Raw genomic sequence first — 18,331 nt, 5'->3', positions numbered from 1 at the left:
GGGAAGACCGCCGCCGGAAGGTTCGGGGCCCCTTAGGGTCTACCGTGCGGAGGTAACGCGCAGTTGAACAGGGTCAATCGGGCGCCCCCAGCAGGCCGGCAAGGACCGCACCGATGTCAGCGGGAAGTTCCGAGACGATCACCGGCCCGCGCCGGGCGGCCCGCTGGGCCGCCAGGCCGTGGATGAGCGAGGCCGCTGCGGCGATCGCCGCCCACTTCGCGGTATCGGGGACCCCCGCCCGTGCCGCGGCCGATGCGTCCTCCGCGGCCCCCGCCGCGAGCGCGCCAAGGATGCCGGCAAGGGTGTCGCCCGCGCCTGCCGTCGCGAGCCAGGGGGTGGCATCGGCCTGGCTGAAAACCTCCCCGGAGGGGGCGGCAATGACTGTGGTGAATCCCTTAAGGAGAACCGTCGCACCGGTCATCCGTGCCGCCTCAAGAGCGTACCGCGCCGGCGCGCCGTCGATGGCTTCCCGGGAGGCCTGCTGGCCGCGCCCTGCGAAGAAGGCCACAAGCTCCCCGGCGTGCGGAGTGAGGATGACCTGGGGGCCCACCGTCCGGGGCACTTCGGACAGCGCCCCGGCGTCGACGACAACGGGAAGCCCGCTGGTGATCGCCTCCCGGGCGCGGCGGGACTGCTCCGGATCCCCGACCGCCCCGGGGCCGACGAGCCACGCCTGGGACCGTGCCTCGCCGATGCCGCCGGTGGAGCAGACGGCCTCCGGATGCACGGCATTAATGAGGCTGCCGACGCTCCGGGGCCCAAGGTAGCGGACCATCCCCACCCCGGTTGCCAGCGCGGCCCCGGTGGCGAGGACGGCGGCACCGGGGTACTGCTCCGAGCCGGCCGCGATCCCCAGGACTCCGCGGGTGTACTTGTGGTCGGTGGTCCGGGGCCTGCGGTACAGGGCGGCGGCGTCGCGGAGCTCGAGGCGGCGTACCGCCGGCTCCCCCCAGGCGCCCGCAGCCCCGTTCGTCAGTCCGAGGCCGATATCGACGACGTTCAGTTCCCCGGCCGCGACCGCCCCGGCTCCGGTAAGCAGGCCCGACTTCGCCGCACCGAAGGTGACTGTGGCATCGGCGTGAAGGACAGCGCCTTCAACGGTTCCGGAGTCGATGTCGACGCCGCTGGGAACGTCGCAGGCGAGGACGAGGGGTTTCCGGGCGCCCCGGGGGCCGGCTGCGGCGTTGATGGCGTCGATGAACGCCGCGGTGCCTCCGCGCAGCGGACCGCTGGCTCCGGTGCCGAGGATGCCGTCGATGATCAGGTCCGCGCCGGCGCACTTTGCGGCGAGGGCCCCGGTGTTCTCCTCGGCGAGGTGCTCCATCCGGCCTCCGCTGCCGGTGAAGGCCGCGAGGGCCTCCGCATGGATCCGGTGGGTGACGGCGACCGCCGTCGTCCGCATCCCGCGCCGCGCCAGCCGCTCCCCTGCGTACAGGGCGTCGGCCCCGTTGTTTCCCGCGCCGACAAGCACCACGGCGCTGCGTCCGTACAGGCCTCCGGAGTCCCTGAGCAGGCCGGCGGCCACCGCGTAGAGGCCGTGTGCGGCCTTCTGCATCAGCGCATGACCCTGCCCGGCGGCGAGGTGGGGAGCCTCTGCTGCGCGTACTTGGCCGGCGGTGAATGCTTTGAGCATATGTACGAGCTTAGCGGCAGCGACCTAATTAGTCAGTCTGGTTACTATCTGTGCCGGAGCCCTCCGCGACGACCATCGCGCTGGCCAGCCCGCCGTCGTGGCTCATCGACACGTGCCAGCAGTCGATGTTCCGGACCCGGGCCGCTGCGGCAACGGTCCCGGAAAGCACGATCGTCGGCGCCCCCGCCTCGTCGATCCTCACCTCGCAGTGCTGCCAGTTCATTCCGGCGGGGGCGCCAAGGGCTTTGGCCACGGCCTCCTTCGCGGCGAAGCGGGCCGCGAGGGAGCGGGTGGGCAGCCCGCGCTCGGCGGGAACGAACAATCGCTCCACCAGCCCGGGGGTTCGCTCCACCTGGCGCCGGAACCGTTCAACGTCGACGACGTCGACGCCGATGCCGATGATCATGGCCGGGGGCCGCCCTGCTTCCTGCTCAACGCTTCCTACTCCACCGTCACCGATTTTGCGAGGTTGCGCGGCTGGTCGACGTCGTAGCCCTTGGCTCCGGCCAGGGCCAGGGCGAAGATCTGCAGGGGAACGGTGGTGAGCAGCGGCGCAAGCAGGGTCGGGGTCGCCGGCACGTAGAAGACGTGCTCGGAGTACTGCTCGACCGAGGTGTCGCCTTCCTCAGCGATGACGATCGTCACCGCGCCGCGGGCCCGGATCTCCTGGACGTTCGAGACGACCTTGGCGTGGAGGGAGTTGGGGGCCGTGGAGGCGGGCATGACGACGACGACGGGCTGGCCCTCTTCGATCAGGGCGATCGGCCCGTGCTTGAGCTCGCCGGCGGCGAAGCCTTCGGCGTGGATGTAGGCGAGCTCCTTGAGCTTCAGGGCGCCTTCCATGGCGACAGGGAACCCGACGTGGCGGCCCAGGAAGAGCACCGACTTCGCGTTGGCCATGTCCCGGCCGAGCTGCTTGATCTTGTCGGCGTCGTCCAGGATCGCCTGGATCTTCGCGGGGATGGCCGCGAGGTTCTCCATCACTTCGGCGATCTCGTCGCGGAACTTGTTGCCGCGCAGCTGGGCCAGGTAGAGGCCGAGCAGGTAGGCGGCGGTGATCTGCGCCAGGAACGCCTTGGTCGAGGCCACGGCGATCTCCGGGCCCGCGTGGGTGTAGAGGACCGCGTCGGACTCGCGCGGGATGGTGGAGCCGTTGGTGTTGCAGATGGCCACAACCTTGGCGCCCTGCTCGCGGGCGTAACGGACGGCCATCAGGGTGTCCATCGTCTCGCCCGACTGGGAGATGGCAACGACGAGGGTCTTTTCGTTGACGATGGGGTCGCGGTAGCGGAATTCGTGGGAGAGCTCCACCTCGACGGGGATCCGGCACCAGTGCTCGATGGCGTACTTGGCCACCTGCCCGGCGTAGGCGGAGGTGCCGCAGGCAAGGACAACGATCTTGTCGACGGTGCGCAGGATCGACTCACTGATCCGCAGTTCGTCGAGCACTAGGTTCCCTGCGGCGTCGGAGCGTCCGAGCAGGGTCTGGCCCACGGCGTCGGGCTGGTCGTTGATCTCCTTCTCCATGAAGGAGTCGTAACCGCCCTTTTCGGCGGCGGCGGCGTCCCAGTTCACGTGGAACTCGGTACCCTCGGCCGGGGCGCCGAAGAAATCGGTGATGACGACGTCGTCCGGGGTGATCGTGACGATCTGGTCCTGGCCCAGCTCAACGGCACGGCGGGTGAAGTCGATGAACCCGGAGACGTCGGAGCCGAGGAAGTTCTCGCCGTCGCCGAGTCCCACAACGAGCGGGGAATTGCGGCGTCCGGCAACCACAACGCCGGGCTGGTCCTCGTGGATCGCCAGGAGGGTGAAGGCTCCTTCGAGGCGCTGGCAGGCCTGCTGCATCGCGAGGGTCAGCAGGTCGCCCTCGGCTCCGCTGTCGACGAGCCCGCGGTAGATCGATCCGAGAAGACCTGCGGCCACCTCGGTGTCGGTGTCGGAGAGGAATTCGATGCCGGAGGCCAGCAGTTCGGCCTTGAGTTCGGCGAAGTTTTCGATGATGCCGTTGTGGATCACCGCGAGCCGGCCCTTGTCGGCCAGGTGCGGGTGGGCGTTCTGGTCGCTGGGGCCGCCGTGGGTGGCCCAGCGCGTGTGACCGATGCCGGTCAGTGAACGGGGCAGGGGCTTCTCGACGAGCTCGTCGACGAGGTTGGTGAGCTTTCCGGCCTTCTTGCGCGACTCGACACCGGAGGGTGTGAGCACTGCGACACCCGCTGAGTCATAGCCGCGGTACTCGAGCCGCCTGAGGCCTTCCATGACGACGTCGAGGGCGCCGTGCTGGCCTCCGCCGTCGTTACTGTCGACGGCCGGAGCGGCAGTATTGAGCGCAAAACTTCCCTGGCCGCGGTCCCGGCCCACATAACCTACGATTCCACACATGGACCCAAGCCTACCGGTACTGCGCGTTTGTTAATGTCCGGCGCAGCGGGCAGAATCTCAAGAGTGAGCGATCAACGCACCGACATCCAGCAGGCGAGCGGCGCCGAAAGCGTCACTCCCTTCGTGGAGCTTGACCGCCCGATGTGGTCCCGCCTTTCGCTCGAAATGTCCTCTCCGCTCACCGTCGAAGACGTCCACCGCCTGCGCAGTCTCGGGGACGTGCTGAGCCTTGAGGAGATCCGCGAGGTGTACCTCCCCCTCTCGCGGCTGCTCAACCTCTACATCGCCGCGGCCGGTGAACTGCACGCCGCGACGACCACTTTCCTTGGTGAAAAGACAACCCGCACCCCCTTCGTAATCGGCGTCGCCGGGTCCGTTGCTGTGGGGAAGTCCACAACGGCGCGGGTGCTGCGGGAGCTGCTGCGCCGCTGGCCGGAGACCCCGAACGTGGAACTCGTCACAACGGACGGGTTCCTCTATCCCAATGAGGAGCTTGAGCGCCGGGGCCTGATGCAGCGGAAAGGGTTCCCCGAGTCCTACGACCGCAGGCGCCTCCTGCGTTTCGTGAGCGAGGTGAAGAGCGGCGCGGAGGAGGTCCGGGCCCCCTGGTACTCCCACCTGACCTACAACATCGTCCCGGGCAAGGAGGTGGTGATCCGGCGCCCCGACGTCCTGATTGTCGAGGGCCTCAACGTGCTCGCTCCCGCCCGGACCCGCGCCGACGGACGCTCGGGCCTTGCCGTGAGCGACTTCTTCGACTTTTCGATCTACGTCGACGCGAAGACCTCCTATATTGAGCAGTGGTACATCCAGCGTTTCCAGTCCCTGCGCAGCGGGGCCTTCGCCGACCCGGAGTCCTACTTCCACCGTTACGCCGACCTCACCGACGAACAGGCCCGCGAGACGGCACTGGGCATCTGGAAACGGATCAACGAGCCGAACCTGATGCTTAACGTCCTGCCCACCCGCGGACGCGCCCAGCTGGTGCTGACCAAGGATGCCGACCATTCGATCCGGAGAATGCTGCTACGGAAAACCTGAAAGCTCCGGACCCCCGGGCACGTGTTCCCTCGCTGCCGAGGAGGGCTGTCCCCGCCGTCCTGGTGCCGGCGCTGCTCCTGACGTTCCTCACCTGCTGCGCCCCGGAGCAGGGCGCTGCTTCCCCGGCGCCGGACGCGCCGTCCGCGGCTGCCCCCGCACTGCCCGGGGGCAGCCTCGCCGCGCCCCGGCAGCGGGAACCCGCGCCCTCCTCGGCGCCTGCGGCGGTGCCCACTGTCAGCGGGGCCGCTGCGGGCCCCGGCCCGGCCGCCGATCCCCGATCACCCGGCGTGGTGGTGAACAAGCGCCGGCCGCTGTCACCGATCAATTTCGAGCCGGCCCGCCTCGTCGTGCCCGACGTCGCGCTGGGCACGGCGGCGGCGAGTGCACGGCTGCACCCTGAAGCGGCCGCTGCCGTGGAGAAGATGTTCGGCGCCGCTGCCGCGCAGGGCATCGGGCTGACCCTCGTGAGCGGGTACCGGTCCTTCGCGGACCAGGAAGCGACCTACGCGCACTGGGTTGCCCAGTACGGCGATCCGGCCCTGGCCGACGCCGTTTCGGCCCGCCCGGGCTATTCGGAGCACCAGACGGGGCTGGCGTTCGACATCGGCCAGGCCGACGGCGTCTGCACCCTCCAGCTGTGCTTTCGGGACACCGCTGCCGGACGGTGGGCCTCGGCGAACGCGGCGGCGTACGGGATCATCCTGCGCTACCCGCAGGGGTTCCATACGGTCACCGGTTTCTACGCCGAGTCGTGGCACTTCCGTTATGTGGGAACCACGACGGCGGCGGCGATGAAGGCCGCCGGGACCGCGACCCTTGAGGAGCACCTGCTCCTTCCGGCGGCTCCCTCCTACTGACCCGCCCCGCGGCCGTGGCGGGACCGGCCCGTTCAAGGGTATTCCGGCACCCGGCGCCGGTCAGCCCGCCGGAGCGGGCTCGAGGGCGAGGCTGGTCTTGACGATCTGCGCCAGCTCATCGGCGATGCGCTGCGCGGTGTCCATGTCCGCGGCCTCGACCATGACCCGCACAACCGGTTCGGTGCCGGAGGGGCGCAGCAGCACCCGGCCGGACTCCCCCAGCAGATCCTGGGCGTCACGGACGGCCTGCTGCACGACGCCGTTGGTGCCGACGGCGGCACGGTCGACGCCCTTGACGTTGATGAGCACCTGCGGAAGCTTGGTCATGACCTGGGCCAGCTCCTTGAGGCTGCGCCCGGTGGCCGCGACCTGGGCAGCGAGCTGGAGCCCGGTGAGCACCCCGTCGCCGGTCGTCGCGTACTCGGCGAAGATGACGTGGCCGGACTGCTCGCCGCCGAGGCTGTAGCCGCCGTCGCGCATCTCCTCGAGGACGTAGCGGTCGCCGACACCGGTTTCGCGGATCGTGATCCCGGCCTCGCGCAGCGCGATCTTCAGGCCGAGGTTGCTCATCACCGTTGCGACGAGCGTGTCGTCGGCGAGCTTCCCGGCGCGGTGCATGGCGATGGCCATGATCGCCATGATCTGGTCTCCGTCCACGATGGTGCCCTCGTGGTCCACGGCTAGGCAGCGGTCCGCGTCGCCGTCGTGGGCGATGCCAAGGTCAGCGCCGTGTTCGAGCACCGCGGCCTGGAGCTTCTCGAGGTGGGTGGAGCCGTAGCCCTCGTTGATGTTGTTTCCATCGGGGTCGGCGCCGATGACGACGATGTTCGCCCCGGCGTTTGAAAACACCTCGGGCGAGCAGCCGCTTGCGGCCCCGTGGGCGCAGTCAAGGACGACCTTCAGTCCGTCGAGGCGGTGCGGGAGCGTCTGCAGGAGGTGGACGATATAGCGGTCTTCGGCGTCGGCGAAACGTTGGATCCGTCCCACTTCCGGGCCGACCGGGCGCAGCCGCGGCGATGCGAGTTCGGCCTCGATTGCCTCTTCGAGGGCGTCGTCGAGCTTCTTGCCGCCGCGCGCAAGGAACTTGATTCCGTTGTCGGGGGCGGGGTTGTGCGAAGCGGAGATCATGACACCGAAGTCGGCGTTGAGGTCGGCGACGAGGTACGCGGCGGCGGGCGTGGGCAGGACACCGGCGTCGTAGACGTCGATCCCGGAGCTGGCCAGCCCAGCCTCCATGGCGGCGGCGATAAATTCACCGCTGATGCGCGGATCGCGGGCGATGACCGCTGTGGGCCGGCGGTTCCCCTCCACGGCACGGTGGCCGAGCACCACCGCAGCGGCCTGCGCCAACTGCAGGGAGAGTTCTGCCGTGATCAGCCCGTTGGCCAGGCCACGGACTCCGTCGGTACCGAATAATCTGCTCATCGCTGTACATCCTAGGTGAGAAACAGTGGGACTGCCGGTGAAGGGGCACGTCGCCGTCAAGTTAAAAGCACAGTGCCCGCCCGGCGATCCGGACGGGCACTGGTGGAGCTGGGTTTTAGCGCTTCGAGTACTGCGGTGCCTTGCGGGCCTTCTTGAGGCCTGCCTTCTTGCGCTCGATGACGCGGGCGTCGCGGGTCAGGAAGCCGGCCTTCTTCAGGGCCGGACGGTTGTTGTCGCGGTCGATCTCGTTGAGGGCACGAGCCACGCCGAGACGCAGGGCGCCTGCCTGGCCCGAGGCTCCGCCACCGTGGATCCGCGCGATAACGTCGTAGGCGCCGTCAAGCTCGAGGAGCTTGAACGGGTCGTTGACTTCCTGCTGGTGAAGCTTGTTGGGGAAGTAGTCGCTGAGCTCGCGCCCGTTGACGATCCACTTGCCGGTGCCGGGAACCAGTCGCACGCGGGCGATGGCTTCCTTGCGCCGGCCCACTGCTCCGCCGCCGACGGTGAGCGCGGGGCGCTCCTTCACCGGGGCTGCGGTGGTTTCGCTCGACTCTGAGGTGTAGCTGGTGAGCTCCTCAGCTGGTTCATTCAGCTCTTCAGTATTCTGAGCCACGGTTCTCCTTGAATTAATTTCTTAGTGTGTGGTGGCCAGGACTACTGGGCGACCTGGGTGATTTCGAAGGTCTTGGGCTGCTGCGCACCGTGGGGGTGCTCGGCTCCGCGGTAGACCTTGAGCTTGGAAAGCTGCTGGGCAGCCAGTGAGTTCTTCGGCAGCATGCCCTTGATGGCCTTCTCAACTGCGCGCTCCGGGTTCTTCTCCAGGAGTTCAGCGTAGTTGGTGGACTTCAGGCCGCCCGGGAAACCCGAGTGGCGGTAGGCACGCTTCTGTTCGAGCTTGGCGCCGGTGAGGGCAACCTTGTCAGCGTTGATGATGATGACGAAATCGCCCATATCCATATGGGGTGCAAAGGTCGGCTTGTGCTTTCCGCGCAGCAGTGTTGCGGTCTGGCTGGCAAGACGGCCTAGGACAACGTCGGTGGCGTCAATGACGTGCCACTGGCGGGAGATGTCGCCTGGCTTCGGGGTGTACGTACGCACGGTTTTGGCCTTCGTTTCTTGTTCGGTGACGCCTGCGTCCGCGGGAGAATCCGCGTCCACAAGCTCAGCTTATTCATGCGTTACCGGAACTTCAGGTGAGGGCTGAAAGACAACCAGTTATCCCGTGAGGCCTCGGCTGCTCCCCCGGGCCAGGTGGTTCTGCAACTGAACCGCTCCGAAGGGCGCAGACGTATCGAGTTGGGATACGCACAACGACTACCAAGGTTAGCGCGAAGCGAAGCGTTTGGTCAAAACAGGGGCCCGCGCTTCGGGGCGGCCATGCCGGGCAGGGCCGGCGGCCAGTCAGCTTCCCCTGCCGGGAACCCGGCGTGGGAGCGGTACGGGCAATAATGAAGGGACGGAATCGGTCCTGCTGGGGAAAGTGGCACACATGCGGTCTCTCGAAGTTCTTGGTCGGCGTTCGGGCGGAAGCCGGCGCAATGCTTAGCCTGCTGCCCCCTGCGGCCCTCGCCGCACTCTGCGGCGCGGCGGGGCTGCTGACCGGGTATCGGCTGTTCCCGCTGGCGGCCCGCGACCCGCGGACGGTGCTGCCTTCGGCATGGAGGTGGCCGATGGCCATCCTCACCGGCGTGTTCTGCGCGGCGGCTGCCCTCCGGGCCCACACCGCGGGGGAACTGCTGCTGTACCTGCTCCTGCCGGTCTTCGGGGTGCTTCTCGCGGCGATCGACCTGCGCTCCAAGCTCCTGCCCAATGCACTGGTGCTGCCGTTCCTGGGCGCCACCGCCGCGGCCCTGCTGATCGCCGCCGCCGGGGGCGCCGGGTGGGGCGGCCTGCTCGCCGCGGGTGCCGGCGGGCTGGCGATGTTTGCCTTCTATCTCGTCCTTGCGCTGATCTCCCCCGCCGGGATGGGGATGGGCGACGTCAAGCTTTCGGGAGTGCTCGGGCTCATCGGCGGGTATGCCGGCTTCACCGCCTGGATGGCCACGCTGCTTGGCGGGTTCCTCCTCGGCGGGCTCGCCGGGATTGTCCTGCTGCTCTCGCGCCGCGGGGGCCGCGGGTCGGTGTTTCCGTTCGGCCCGGGCATGGTCCTTGCTGCGCTGATCGGCGTTCTGGCCTTCTCCGGATAGCTCCGGCGCCGGCGCGCTGCCGGCGGACGTGGAGCGCGGAACCGGACTGGATCAGGTGCGCGGATCCGGCGGCGGGAGCCGGTCGCCGGCAGCTTCGGCGCCTCCTGCGATCCTGCGCGCCCGGGTAAGCGCCGCGCGCTCCCCCAGCTCCCTGGCATTCGGGTAGGCGACTTCCTCGAGGATCAGCGGGTGCGGGGGCGCGAGGACCGACTTGGCGTCCTTGGTGCGGGCGAGCAGCCTTTCGGCGATCCAGGATGCCGGCAGCTCGCCGCTGCCCACGCGGAGGGTCGAGCCGATGAGGGCCCGCACCATGTTGTGGCAGAACGCGTCGGCCTGGATGGTCACCTCGAGCACGCCCTCGCGGTTCCGCGCGTACTCATAGCGCTGCAGTTCGCGGATTGTCGTTGCGCCCTCGCGCGGCTTGCAGAAGGCACGGAAGTCCTGGAGCCCCCGCAGCTCGGCTGCGCCTGCGTTGAGCAGGTCCTCGTCGAGCGTGCCCGGAAACCACAGCGTGGTGCCGCGCCCGAGGGGATCCGGCTCAACCTGCCGGTCCGCGATCCGGTAGCTGTAGCGGCGCCAGAGGGCCGAGAAGCGGGCATCGAAACCGTCCGGGGCCAGGCCGGCGCGCTTGACGACGACGGCGGGAAGCGTGTTCTTCACCGAGCGTCCGCGGCCCACGAGCTGGTCGGAAAGGACGCGGTTGATCGTGCCCGAGAGGCGGCGCACAAGCGCTTCACCGCCCGGTCCGGTGCGGCCGCGGCCGATTGACGCCCACTCCTCCGCGGTCAGGTCGACGTGGACAACCTGGCCCCGGGCGTGAACCCCTGCGTCGGTGCGTCCGGCCACCGTGACGCGCACCGGGCGCCGCAGCAGGATCATGAGCGCTTCCTCAAGCACGCCCTGGACTGTGAGCTGGCCCGGCTGGAGCGCCCAGCCGGCGAAGGGCGCACCGTCGTAGGCGACGTCGAGGCGCACACGCAGAAGCCCGCCGTCCCCATGGGGTGCGGCGGGCTTCTGCGTATTGTTCATCGTGCTGGGCGTGGGAAGAAGGGTTACTTCTTCTCGTCGGCTTCCTCAGCCTCGTCCGTTGCAGCGGCTTCCTCAGCCGACGGCGCGGACTCTGCCGACTCAGCCGACTCTGCTGATTCCGCCGACTCAGCTGATTCTGCCGACTCTGCGGAATCAGCCGGCTCTTCGACGGGGGCTGCCGGTGCCGGAGCGGCCTTGGCCTGCTCGGCCTCGGCGACAACCGCCTGCTTTGCGGAAAGCGGGTCAAGGACCAGTTCGATCACGGCCATGGGGGCGTTGTCGCCCTTGCGGTTGCCGATCTTCGTGATGCGGGTGTACCCGCCCTCACGGTTCTCCACTGCCGGGGCGATGTCGGTGAACAGCTCGTGCACGATGCTCTTGCTGCTGATGACGGCCAGGACGCGGCGGCGCGAGGCCAGGTCGCCCTTCTTCGCGAACGTGATGAGGCGCTCGGCGTAGGGGCGGAGCCGCTTTGCCTTGGTGACAGTGGTGGTGATGCGCTTGTGCTCGAACAGCGAGGCGGCCAAGTTGGCGAGCATCAGGCGCTCGTGCGCCGGACCGCCTCCGAGACGTGGGCCCTTAGTGGGTGTGGGCATGATTATTTCTCCTCATAGTGGTCCTGCCCGCCGCTTCCCAGCAGCTGGCAGGGCTTGCTTGTGTAGCTCTTTAGGCTTCTTCGTCGCCGTATGCGGCGTCGTCTTCTTCGATGGCTGCGGCACGGGCGGCAAGGTCGAACCCTGGAGGGGAATCCTTCAGGGAAAGGCCGAGCTCAACAAGCTTCGCCTTGACCTCGTCGATGGACTTCGCACCGAAGTTGCGGATGTCCATGAGGTCGGCCTCGGAGCGCGCAACGAGTTCACCCACGGAGTGGATGCCCTCACGCTTCAGGCAGTTGTACGAGCGGACGGTCAGCTCAAGGTCCTCGATCGGCAGCGCCATGTCGGCAGCCAGGGCTGCGTCGGTGGGCGAGGGGCCGATCTCGATGCCTTCAGCGGCGATGTTCAGCTCGCGGGCCAGGCCGAACAGCTCGACCAGGGTGGTTCCTGCGGAGGCGACGGCGTCGCGCGGCGCAATCGCGTCCTTGGTCTCGACGTCGACGATGAGCCGGTCGAAGTCGGTGCGCTGCTCCACACGGGTCGCTTCGACCCGGAAGGTAACCTTCAGCACCGGCGAGTAGATGGAGTCGACCGGGATGCGGCCGATCTCCGAGTCGCCGGACTTGTTCTGCGAAGCCGAGACATAGCCGCGGCCGCGCTCGATGGTCAGTTCGAGTTCGAACTTGCCCTTCGAGTTGAGGGTGGCGATGTGCAGATCAGGGTTGTGGAACTCCACGCCTGCCGGAGGAGCGATATCGGCGGCCGTGACGACGCCGGGGCCCTGCTTGCGCAGGTAGGCGACGACGGGCTCGTCGTGCTCGGAGGAAACGGCAAGGTTCTTGATGTTAAGGATGATCTCTGTGACATCCTCCTTGACACCCGGAACGGTGGTGAACTCGTGCAGCACACCGTCGATGCGGATGCTTGTGACAGCAGCGCCGGGGATCGAGGAAAGCAGGGTGCGGCGGAGAGAGTTTCCGAGGGTGTAGCCGAAGCCGGGCTCGAGGGGTTCGATCACGAACCGCGAGCGGTTGTCGGCGACTACTTCTTCAGTCAGGGTGGGGCGCTGTGCAATAAGCACTTACATTTCCTTTCAGGGAGCATCCGCTATATGACGCAACACAAATGGTGGAAAGGGGCAGCTAGTGAGCCGGCTCAAAAGCTTTGAATAACGGCACCGAACCGCCTTGCAGGAACCAGGAGCTCCTGCAAGGCGGCACGGTGGACGTAAAGCTGATTAGACGCGGCGGCGCTTCGGGGGACGGCAGCCGTTGTGGGCGCTGGGCGTGACGTCGGAGATGGATCCGACCTCCAGGCCGGTCGCCTGCAGCGAACGGATTGCCGTTTCGCGTCCTGATCCCGGGCCCTTGACGAAGACGTCGACCTTGCGGACGCCGTGCTCCTGAGCGCGCTTGGCAGCGGCTTCGGCGGCCAGCTGCGCAGCGAACGGGGTGGACTTGCGTGAGCCCTTGAACCCGACCTCACCGGAGGAAGCCCAGGAGATTACAGCTCCGTTGGGGTCCGTGATGGTGACGATGGTGTTGTTGAAGGTGCTCTTGATGTGCGCCTGTCCGAGCGCGATGTTCTTCTTATCCTTGCGACGCGGCTTGCGCACCGCTCCACGAGTCTTGGGGGGCATTACTTCTCCTACGAAGGTATTGGGTAAAGCATTGGGTCGGACGAATTCCCGCCGGGGCCCGCGGAAACAGGGGCCTCCGCTGGCGAGGGTCCCCTGGCGTGACGAGCGCTAGCGAGTCACGTTAGGGAGCCAGTGGGGATCTAGCGGCCGGCCTTCTTCTTGCCTGCGACGGTGCGCTTCGGACCCTTGCGGGTACGGGCGTTGGTCTTCGTGCGCTGACCGCGCACTGGAAGGCCGCGGCGGTGCCGAATGCCTTCGTAGCTGCCGATTTCAACCTTGCGGCGGATGTCGGCTGCGACCTCGCGGCGGAGGTCACCCTCAACCTTGAAGTTGCCTTCAACGTAGTCGCGAAGCTGAACCAGCTCAGCGTCAGAGAGGTCTTTGACGCGCGTGTTCGGGCTGATGCCGGTGTCCGCGATCGTCTTCTCTGCACGGGTCTTGCCCACGCCGTAGATGTAGGTAAGCGCAATGACTACCCGCTTTTCGCGGGGAATGTCTACGCCAGCGAGACGTGCCATATCGGCGGTTCTCCTTTGTGATACCGGAGGTCTGAAGCAGAGCCCGCCCGGAACTGGTGTTCCGGTCCCCGGCCTCCGAGCCCGGGGGTGTGCACCGCGTAACGGTGCTGCTCTGCCTATATAAAATAACTACGCGTGGGCGGCTGACCTCGAAGAGGTAATTAGCCCTGGCGCTGCTTGTGGCGCGGGTTCTCGCAGATGACGAGAACGTTGCCCTTGCGGCGAACCACCTGGCACTTCTCGCAGATCCGCTTCACGCTCGGGTTGACCTTCATGGTTTTCCTTCGAGTTGATTCTTATTTGTAGCGGTAGACAATACGACCCCGGGTGAGGTCGTACGGGCTGAGTTCCACTACGACCCGGTCCTCAGGAAGGATTCGAATGTAGTGCTGGCGCATCTTTCCCGAAATGTGGGCGAGAACAATGTGTCCGTTGGCCAACTCAACGCGGAACATCGCGTTGGGCAGCGCCTCGTTCACAGTGCCTTCAATCTCAATGACACCGTCTTTCTTGGCCATATCCTCCGCTAACGTCGATGCCCACCGCTTGCAGGGTGGACGGGTTTGGGTTTTGATTGTCGAACCCTGCCGCAGCGGTCACGGCGGTGAAGCCGGTCCGCCGCCGTCGGGCCCAAATTGGGCACAAAAGCAGAGACAACCAACAAACAACTCTACGCTATGGGTGGAGAGAAGTTAAATCGCGGACCCGCGGCCCCGCTGCTACTCCGGCAGGGGAACGGGGGTGACACCGAGGGGCTGCAGCTTCGAGGCGCCGCCGTCCTCGGCCGAGAGCACCCAGATGCCGCCCTCGTGCACCGCGACGGTGTGCTCCCACTGGCAGGCGCGTGCGCCGTCGGTTGTCACAACCGTCCAGTCGTCGTCGAGCACCCGTGTCTCAAGCCCGCCGCGGACCAGCATCGGTTCGATGGCCAGGCACAGCCCGGGGCGGACCTTGGGGCCGCGGTGGGAGCTGCGGTAGTTGAGCACGTCGGGCGCCTGGTGCATCTGCGTGCCGATGCCGTGGCCGACGTAGTCCTCGAGGATGCCCAGCGGCGCCCCGAGGATCCCGGAAACGTACTCGTCGATCGCCGCACCGATGTCTCCGACGAAGCGTGCCTCGGCCAGCGCTGCGATGCCGCGCCACAGGGCGGCCTCGGTGACCTGGGAGAGCCGCTCGTCCTCGGGCCGGGCGTTGCCGACGATCGTGGTGCGCGCGGAGTCCGAGTGCCAGCCGCGCACGACGGCGCCGGCGTCGATGGAGATGATGTCGCCGTCCTGCAGGACGTACTCCCCCGGAATGCCGTGGACCACTTCCTCATTCACCGAGGTGCAGATGCTCGCCGGGAACCCGTGGTAGCCGAGGAAGTTCGAGGTTGCGCCCGCGTCGCGGAGCACCTTTTCGAACACGGTGTTGAGTTCCCGGGTGGTGACGCCGACCTGCGCCGCCGCCACCGCCTCGTCGAGGCCCTGCGAGAGCACGAGGCCGGCCTCGCGCATCGTGCGCATCTGGGCGTTGGTTTTGTACTCGATCTTGGGCTGGCGGAATTTCATGAACTAGCTGGCAACCTTGAGCGCGGTCATCACGCGCTCGGTGACTTCGTCGATGCTGCCGATGCCGTTGACAGCGGTGACAATGCCGCGTTCCTTGTACTGCGAGACGACCGGCTCGGTCTGCTCGTGGTAGAGGCGCAGCCGGTGCCGGATGACGTCCTGGTTGTCGTCGCTGCGCCCGTCGAGCGCGGCGCGCCCGAGCAGGCGGCGGACGAGTTCCTCGTCTTCGGCGGTCAGCTGGAGCACGACGTCGAGGGACAGCTCGTTCGAGGCGAGGATGTCGTCGAGTTCGGCGACCTGGGATGCCGTCCGGGGGTAACCGTCGAGCAGGAAGCCTTCCTGCACGTCGTCGGCCTTCAGGCGGTCGCGCACCATGCTGTTCGTGACGCTGTCGGGAACGAAGTCCCCGGCGTCCATGTACTTCTTCGCCTCCACGCCCAGCGGCGTCGCGCGCTTGACGTTGTCGCGGAAGATGTCTCCCGTCGAGATTGCGACGACGCCAAGGCGCTCGGAGATGCGTGCTGCCTGGGTGCCCTTGCCCGATCCGGGAGGCCCGATAATCAGCATTCTTGTCATCGCAGTAGCCCTTCGTAGTGACGCTGCTGGAGCTGGGCGTCAATCTGCTTCACGGTTTCCAGCCCAACACCCACCATGATCAGGATCGAGGTGCCGCCGAATGGGAAGTTCTGGTTGGCGCCGATCGCTACGAGGGCGATCAGCGGAATCAGTGCCACGAGGCCGAGGTAGATGGCGCCGGGGAGGGTGATGCGGGAGAGCACGTACTGGAGGTACTCGGCGGTCGGGCGTCCGGCACGGATGCCCGGGATGAACCCGCCGTACTTCTTCATGTTCTCGGAGACCTCGTCCGGGTTGAACGTGATCGCCACGTAGAAGTAGGTGAAGAACACGATCATGGTGAAGTACAGCGCCGCATAGAACGGGTGGTCTCCGCTGGAGAGGTAGGTCGTGATCCAGTTGACCCAGCCCGGGGTCGGCGACTCGCCGTCGGTGGGCGTGTTGAACTGCGCAATCAGGGACGGCAGGTAGAGCATCGACGAGGCGAAGATGACCGGGATGACCCCGGCCATGTTGACCTTGATCGGAATGTAGGTGCTGCTTCCACCGAGCGTGCGCCGGCCGATCATGCGCTTGGCGTACTGGACGGGGATGCGCCGCTGGGACTGCTCGACGAAGATCACGAGCGTTACAACGACGATGCCCATCAGCAGGACGCCCAGGAAGATGGTCCAGCCCTGGGTGCGGAGGATTTCGCCCAGGGAGGTGGGGAAACCGGCGGCGATGGCCGTGAAGATCAGCAGCGACATTCCGTTGCCGACGCCCTTTTCGGTGATGAGCTCGCCCATCCACATGATCAGGCCGGTGCCCGCGGTGAGCGTGATGATCAGGAGGATGACGGTGATCAGCGAATCGTCGGGAATCAGCGGCACCGGGCAGTCGCCCAGCAGTGCGCCCGAGCGCGCCAGGGAGACGAGGGTGGTTGCGTTGAGCAGGCCGAGGGCGATCGTCAGGTACCGCGTGTACTGCGTCAGCCGCGACTGGCCCTGGGCGCCTTCCTCATGGAGTTCCTGGAACCGGGGGATCACAACGCGCAGGAGCTGCGTAATGATGCTGGCGGTGATGTACGGCATGATGCCGAGGGCAAAGATCGAAACCTGGAGGAGCGCTCCCCCGCTGAAAAGGTTCACGAACTGGTACAGGCCGCCCTCGGTGTTCCCGAGGTCGAGGCACTGCTGAACGTTGCCGTAGTCGACCCCGGGTGCCGGAATGAAGGCTCCGAGGCGGAAGATGGCGATAATTCCCAGCGTGAACAACAGCTTGCGCCGCAAGTCTGGCGTCCGGAAAGCCCGGCCAATAGCGCTAAGCAAGCGTCCTCCTGAAGGTCTGAATTGTCCGTCGCGGACAGTACTCAACAACCGAGTCTAACGGTTGGACCCCGGTGCTTCTGAACCGGGGGTTTGGGTGGGGCTCTTAAAGCCGGAAAACTCTTGGTGGGCCGGCACACGCCGACCCACCAAGAGTCTAGTTCCTAGCTGTGCAGATCACAGCACGGACCCGGGGTCGAATTGCTTAGACCTCGGTTGCCGATCCGCCAGCGGCAGCGATTTTCTCCGCTGCGCTGGAGGAGAAGGCGTTGACCTTCACATCGACCTTCACGGTGAGCTCACCGGTCCCCAGCACCTTGACGGGCTGGTTCTTGCGGACTGCGCCGTTGGCTACGAGGTTCTCGATAGTCACGTCGCCGCCGTCCGGGTACAGCTCGGAGATCTTGTCCAGGTTCACAACCTGGAACTCGACCCGGAACGGGTTCTTGAACCCGCGAAGCTTGGGCAGACGCATGTGCAGCGGCAGCTGGCCGCCTGCGAATCCTGCCTTCACCTGGTAGCGGGCCGACGTTCCCTTGGTTCCACGTCCGGCAGTCTTGCCCTTGGAGCCTTCGCCTCGACCCACACGGGTCTTCTTGGTCTTGGCTCCGGGGGCCGGACGCAGGTGGTGAACCTTCAGGGCGTGGACACGCTCTGTGTTTCCTTCGGCTACAGCCGTTGTCTTTTCCTCTGCCATTAGTTGGCCTCCTCAACCTTCACGAGGTGCGGAACCGTGTTGACCATTCCAACGGTCACAGCGTCGGCTTCACGGACCACGGTGTGGCCGATCCGCTTAAGGCCGAGGGACCGCAGGGTGTCGCGCTGGTTCTGCTTGCCGCCAATGACGGACTTGATCTGCGTGATCTGCAGCTTCGCTGAGCTGACCTTCACGCGCTTGGGTGTAATGGCGGTCATTACGCACCTACCTTCTGAGCTGCCATGGCGCGGAGCATCTGGTGGGAGGCAACCTCGTCAAGGGGCAGGCCGCGGCGGGCTGCGACTGCCTGGGGCTCTTCGAGGCGCTTGAGCGCATCAACGGTCGCGTGAACGATGTTGATGGCGTTCGAGGAACCGAGCGACTTGGAGAGCACGTCGTGGATACCGGCGCACTCGAGGATCGCACGGACCGGGCCACCGGCGATAACACCGGTACCTGGGGACGCCGGGCGGAGCAGAACGACGCCAGCCGCTGCCTCTCCCTGTACCAGGTGGGGTACGGTGCCGCCGATGCGCGGTACGCGGAACATCGTCTTCTTGGCTTCCTCGACGGCCTTCTGGATTGCCGAGGGAACTTCCTTGGCCTTGCCGTAGCCGACGCCGACCATGCCGTTGCCGTCGCCTACCACCACGAGGGCGGTGAAGCTGAACCGGCGGCCGCCCTTGACGACCTTGGCAACGCGGTTGATGGTGACGACGCGTTCAATGAACTTGTCCTTGTCGTCGTTCCGGCCACCGTCGCGCCCGTCGCGGCCACCACGGCCGCCGCGGTCGCTCTTGCCGCGCTCACCGCCGCGTCCGCTTCCACGGGCGCTGCGGTTCTTGTCGTCGGCCGACGCGGTTTCAGTTGAACCCGCAGCCGGGGCTTCGGTCAC

At 66.8% G+C, this 18,331-nt stretch carries 22 protein-coding genes; 3 read left to right on the top strand and 19 right to left on the bottom strand.

The annotated features are described in order from the left end of the window. Positions 1-73 precede the first annotated feature (73 nt). Genes AC4D14_RS08045 through glmS form a run of 3 tightly spaced genes read right to left on the bottom strand, consistent with a single transcriptional unit; the run spans position 74 to position 4,015 of the window. On the bottom strand, positions 74-1,633 hold the full coding sequence (locus tag AC4D14_RS08045) for a bifunctional ADP-dependent NAD(P)H-hydrate dehydratase/NAD(P)H-hydrate epimerase (RefSeq protein WP_490901305.1): 1,560 nt from the start codon (positions 1,631-1,633) through the stop codon (positions 74-76). Between the two features lie 28 nt (positions 1,634-1,661). Next, complete coding sequence (locus AC4D14_RS08040) at positions 1,662-2,039, bottom strand: holo-ACP synthase (protein WP_490901303.1); 378 nt, start codon at positions 2,037-2,039, stop codon at positions 1,662-1,664. A gap of 35 nt (positions 2,040-2,074) precedes the next feature. Beyond that, complete coding sequence (gene glmS / locus AC4D14_RS08035; RefSeq protein ID WP_490901301.1) at positions 2,075-4,015, bottom strand: glutamine--fructose-6-phosphate transaminase (isomerizing); 1,941 nt, start codon at positions 4,013-4,015, stop codon at positions 2,075-2,077. 33 nt (positions 4,016-4,048) lie between these two features. Between glmS and coaA the strand changes: the two genes are divergently transcribed. Together coaA and AC4D14_RS08025 are read left to right on the top strand one after the other, a co-directional pair. Continuing rightward, positions 4,049-5,056: a type I pantothenate kinase gene (gene coaA, locus AC4D14_RS08030; protein WP_490901300.1), complete on the top strand. Its 1,008-nt coding sequence runs from the start codon at positions 4,049-4,051 to the stop codon at positions 5,054-5,056. A gap of 62 nt (positions 5,057-5,118) precedes the next feature. Continuing rightward, positions 5,119-5,913, top strand: coding sequence for a M15 family metallopeptidase (locus tag AC4D14_RS08025; protein ID WP_490901298.1), 795 nt, complete (start codon positions 5,119-5,121; stop codon positions 5,911-5,913). 60 nt (positions 5,914-5,973) lie between these two features. On the opposite strand, the gene glmM is transcribed toward AC4D14_RS08025, so the two are convergent. The 3 genes from glmM to rplM all read right to left on the bottom strand — a co-directional run bounded on the left by glmM (position 5,974) and on the right by rplM (position 8,436). Next, positions 5,974-7,338, bottom strand: a complete 1,365-nt coding sequence (glmM, locus tag AC4D14_RS08020; protein WP_490901297.1) for a phosphoglucosamine mutase — start codon at positions 7,336-7,338, stop codon at positions 5,974-5,976. 115 nt (positions 7,339-7,453) lie between these two features. Then, positions 7,454-7,951, bottom strand: coding sequence for a 30S ribosomal protein S9 (gene rpsI, locus AC4D14_RS08015; protein WP_490901296.1), 498 nt, complete (start codon positions 7,949-7,951; stop codon positions 7,454-7,456). Between the two features lie 41 nt (positions 7,952-7,992). Then, positions 7,993-8,436, bottom strand: coding sequence for a 50S ribosomal protein L13 (rplM, locus tag AC4D14_RS08010; protein ID WP_490901524.1), 444 nt, complete (start codon positions 8,434-8,436; stop codon positions 7,993-7,995). A 440-nt stretch (positions 8,437-8,876) separates the two neighbouring features. Here rplM and AC4D14_RS08005 point away from each other — a divergent pair, with 440 nt between their 5' ends. Then, positions 8,877-9,524: a prepilin peptidase gene (locus AC4D14_RS08005; RefSeq protein ID WP_490901294.1), complete on the top strand. Its 648-nt coding sequence runs from the start codon at positions 8,877-8,879 to the stop codon at positions 9,522-9,524. A 51-nt stretch (positions 9,525-9,575) separates the two neighbouring features. Here AC4D14_RS08005 and AC4D14_RS08000 read toward each other — a convergent pair whose 3' ends face one another. From AC4D14_RS08000 to rpsE, 13 genes are all read right to left on the bottom strand, one after another. After that, positions 9,576-10,553 carry a tRNA pseudouridine synthase A gene (locus AC4D14_RS08000; protein ID WP_490901293.1) on the bottom strand — a complete coding sequence of 326 codons (978 nt, stop codon included), beginning with the start codon at positions 10,551-10,553 and terminating at the stop codon, positions 9,576-9,578. 23 nt (positions 10,554-10,576) lie between these two features. Next, on the bottom strand, positions 10,577-11,149 hold the full coding sequence (gene rplQ / locus AC4D14_RS07995; RefSeq protein ID WP_490901291.1) for a 50S ribosomal protein L17: 573 nt from the start codon (positions 11,147-11,149) through the stop codon (positions 10,577-10,579). Positions 11,150-11,219: 70 nt separating this feature from the next. Continuing rightward, on the bottom strand, positions 11,220-12,230 hold the full coding sequence (locus AC4D14_RS07990; RefSeq protein ID WP_490901289.1) for a DNA-directed RNA polymerase subunit alpha: 1,011 nt from the start codon (positions 12,228-12,230) through the stop codon (positions 11,220-11,222). A gap of 156 nt (positions 12,231-12,386) precedes the next feature. Continuing rightward, positions 12,387-12,788 carry a 30S ribosomal protein S11 gene (rpsK, locus tag AC4D14_RS07985; protein WP_490901287.1) on the bottom strand — a complete coding sequence of 134 codons (402 nt, stop codon included), beginning with the start codon at positions 12,786-12,788 and terminating at the stop codon, positions 12,387-12,389. A gap of 140 nt (positions 12,789-12,928) precedes the next feature. Further along, positions 12,929-13,306, bottom strand: a complete 378-nt coding sequence (gene rpsM / locus AC4D14_RS07980) for a 30S ribosomal protein S13 (protein WP_459280071.1) — start codon at positions 13,304-13,306, stop codon at positions 12,929-12,931. A 161-nt stretch (positions 13,307-13,467) separates the two neighbouring features. Continuing rightward, the gene (gene rpmJ, locus AC4D14_RS07975; RefSeq protein WP_043440658.1) at positions 13,468-13,581 is read right to left on the bottom strand and encodes a 50S ribosomal protein L36; all 114 of its coding nucleotides are present in this window, start codon (positions 13,579-13,581) and stop codon (positions 13,468-13,470) included. A gap of 21 nt (positions 13,582-13,602) precedes the next feature. After that, on the bottom strand, positions 13,603-13,824 hold the full coding sequence (infA, locus tag AC4D14_RS07970) for a translation initiation factor IF-1 (RefSeq protein ID WP_019481515.1): 222 nt from the start codon (positions 13,822-13,824) through the stop codon (positions 13,603-13,605). Between the two features lie 201 nt (positions 13,825-14,025). Further along, complete coding sequence (map, locus tag AC4D14_RS07965) at positions 14,026-14,856, bottom strand: type I methionyl aminopeptidase (RefSeq protein WP_490901284.1); 831 nt, start codon at positions 14,854-14,856, stop codon at positions 14,026-14,028. A gap of 3 nt (positions 14,857-14,859) precedes the next feature. Beyond that, the gene (locus tag AC4D14_RS07960) at positions 14,860-15,432 is read right to left on the bottom strand and encodes an adenylate kinase (protein ID WP_490901282.1); all 573 of its coding nucleotides are present in this window, start codon (positions 15,430-15,432) and stop codon (positions 14,860-14,862) included. Continuing rightward, the gene (gene secY / locus AC4D14_RS07955; RefSeq protein WP_490901280.1) at positions 15,429-16,742 is read right to left on the bottom strand and encodes a preprotein translocase subunit SecY; all 1,314 of its coding nucleotides are present in this window, start codon (positions 16,740-16,742) and stop codon (positions 15,429-15,431) included. Before secY ends, AC4D14_RS07960 begins: the two co-directional genes overlap by 4 nt. Positions 16,743-16,944: 202 nt before the next feature. Continuing rightward, positions 16,945-17,436 carry a 50S ribosomal protein L15 gene (gene rplO, locus AC4D14_RS07950; protein ID WP_490901279.1) on the bottom strand — a complete coding sequence of 164 codons (492 nt, stop codon included), beginning with the start codon at positions 17,434-17,436 and terminating at the stop codon, positions 16,945-16,947. Next, the gene (gene rpmD, locus AC4D14_RS07945) at positions 17,436-17,654 is read right to left on the bottom strand and encodes a 50S ribosomal protein L30 (RefSeq protein ID WP_490901277.1); all 219 of its coding nucleotides are present in this window, start codon (positions 17,652-17,654) and stop codon (positions 17,436-17,438) included. The genes rplO and rpmD overlap by 1 nt, the downstream gene beginning before the upstream one ends. Next, a complete protein-coding gene (rpsE, locus tag AC4D14_RS07940) occupies positions 17,654-18,331 on the bottom strand; it encodes a 30S ribosomal protein S5 (RefSeq protein ID WP_490901522.1) in 678 nt (225 codons plus the stop codon). Before rpsE ends, rpmD begins: the two co-directional genes overlap by 1 nt.

This window comes from Arthrobacter sp. TJ-254 (assembly GCF_058269175.1).
This window is presented reverse-complemented; position numbering and strand designations above follow the sequence as displayed.

Bases quoted from the DNA above. Each gene is read 5' to 3' on its own strand.
- map (WP_490901284.1), bottom strand. From the start codon at position 14,856: ATGAAATTCCGCCAGCCCAAGATCGAGTACAAAACCAACGCCCAGATG.
- glmM (WP_490901297.1), bottom strand. From the start codon at position 7,338: ATGAGCAGATTATTCGGTACCGACGGAGTCCGTGGCCTGGCCAACGGG.
- AC4D14_RS08045 (WP_490901305.1), bottom strand. From the start codon at position 1,633: ATGCTCAAAGCATTCACCGCCGGCCAAGTACGCGCAGCAGAGGCTCCC.
- AC4D14_RS07960 (WP_490901282.1), bottom strand. From the start codon at position 15,432: ATGACAAGAATGCTGATTATCGGGCCTCCCGGATCGGGCAAGGGCACC.
- rpmJ (WP_043440658.1), bottom strand. From the start codon at position 13,581: ATGAAGGTCAACCCGAGCGTGAAGCGGATCTGCGAGAAGTGCCAGGTG.
- AC4D14_RS08000 (WP_490901293.1), bottom strand. From the start codon at position 10,553: ATGAACAATACGCAGAAGCCCGCCGCACCCCATGGGGACGGCGGGCTT.
- rplO (WP_490901279.1), bottom strand. From the start codon at position 17,436: ATGGCAGAGGAAAAGACAACGGCTGTAGCCGAAGGAAACACAGAGCGT.
- glmS (WP_490901301.1), bottom strand. From the start codon at position 4,015: ATGTGTGGAATCGTAGGTTATGTGGGCCGGGACCGCGGCCAGGGAAGT.
- AC4D14_RS08040 (WP_490901303.1), bottom strand. From the start codon at position 2,039: ATGATCATCGGCATCGGCGTCGACGTCGTCGACGTTGAACGGTTCCGG.
- rplQ (WP_490901291.1), bottom strand. From the start codon at position 11,149: ATGCCCACACCCACTAAGGGCCCACGTCTCGGAGGCGGTCCGGCGCAC.
- rpsK (WP_490901287.1), bottom strand. From the start codon at position 12,788: ATGCCCCCCAAGACTCGTGGAGCGGTGCGCAAGCCGCGTCGCAAGGAT.
- AC4D14_RS08005 (WP_490901294.1), top strand. From the start codon at position 8,877: ATGCTTAGCCTGCTGCCCCCTGCGGCCCTCGCCGCACTCTGCGGCGCG.
- rpmD (WP_490901277.1), bottom strand. From the start codon at position 17,654: ATGACCGCCATTACACCCAAGCGCGTGAAGGTCAGCTCAGCGAAGCTG.
- rpsM (WP_459280071.1), bottom strand. From the start codon at position 13,306: ATGGCACGTCTCGCTGGCGTAGACATTCCCCGCGAAAAGCGGGTAGTC.
- coaA (WP_490901300.1), top strand. From the start codon at position 4,049: ATGTCCGGCGCAGCGGGCAGAATCTCAAGAGTGAGCGATCAACGCACC.
- infA (WP_019481515.1), bottom strand. From the start codon at position 13,824: ATGGCCAAGAAAGACGGTGTCATTGAGATTGAAGGCACTGTGAACGAG.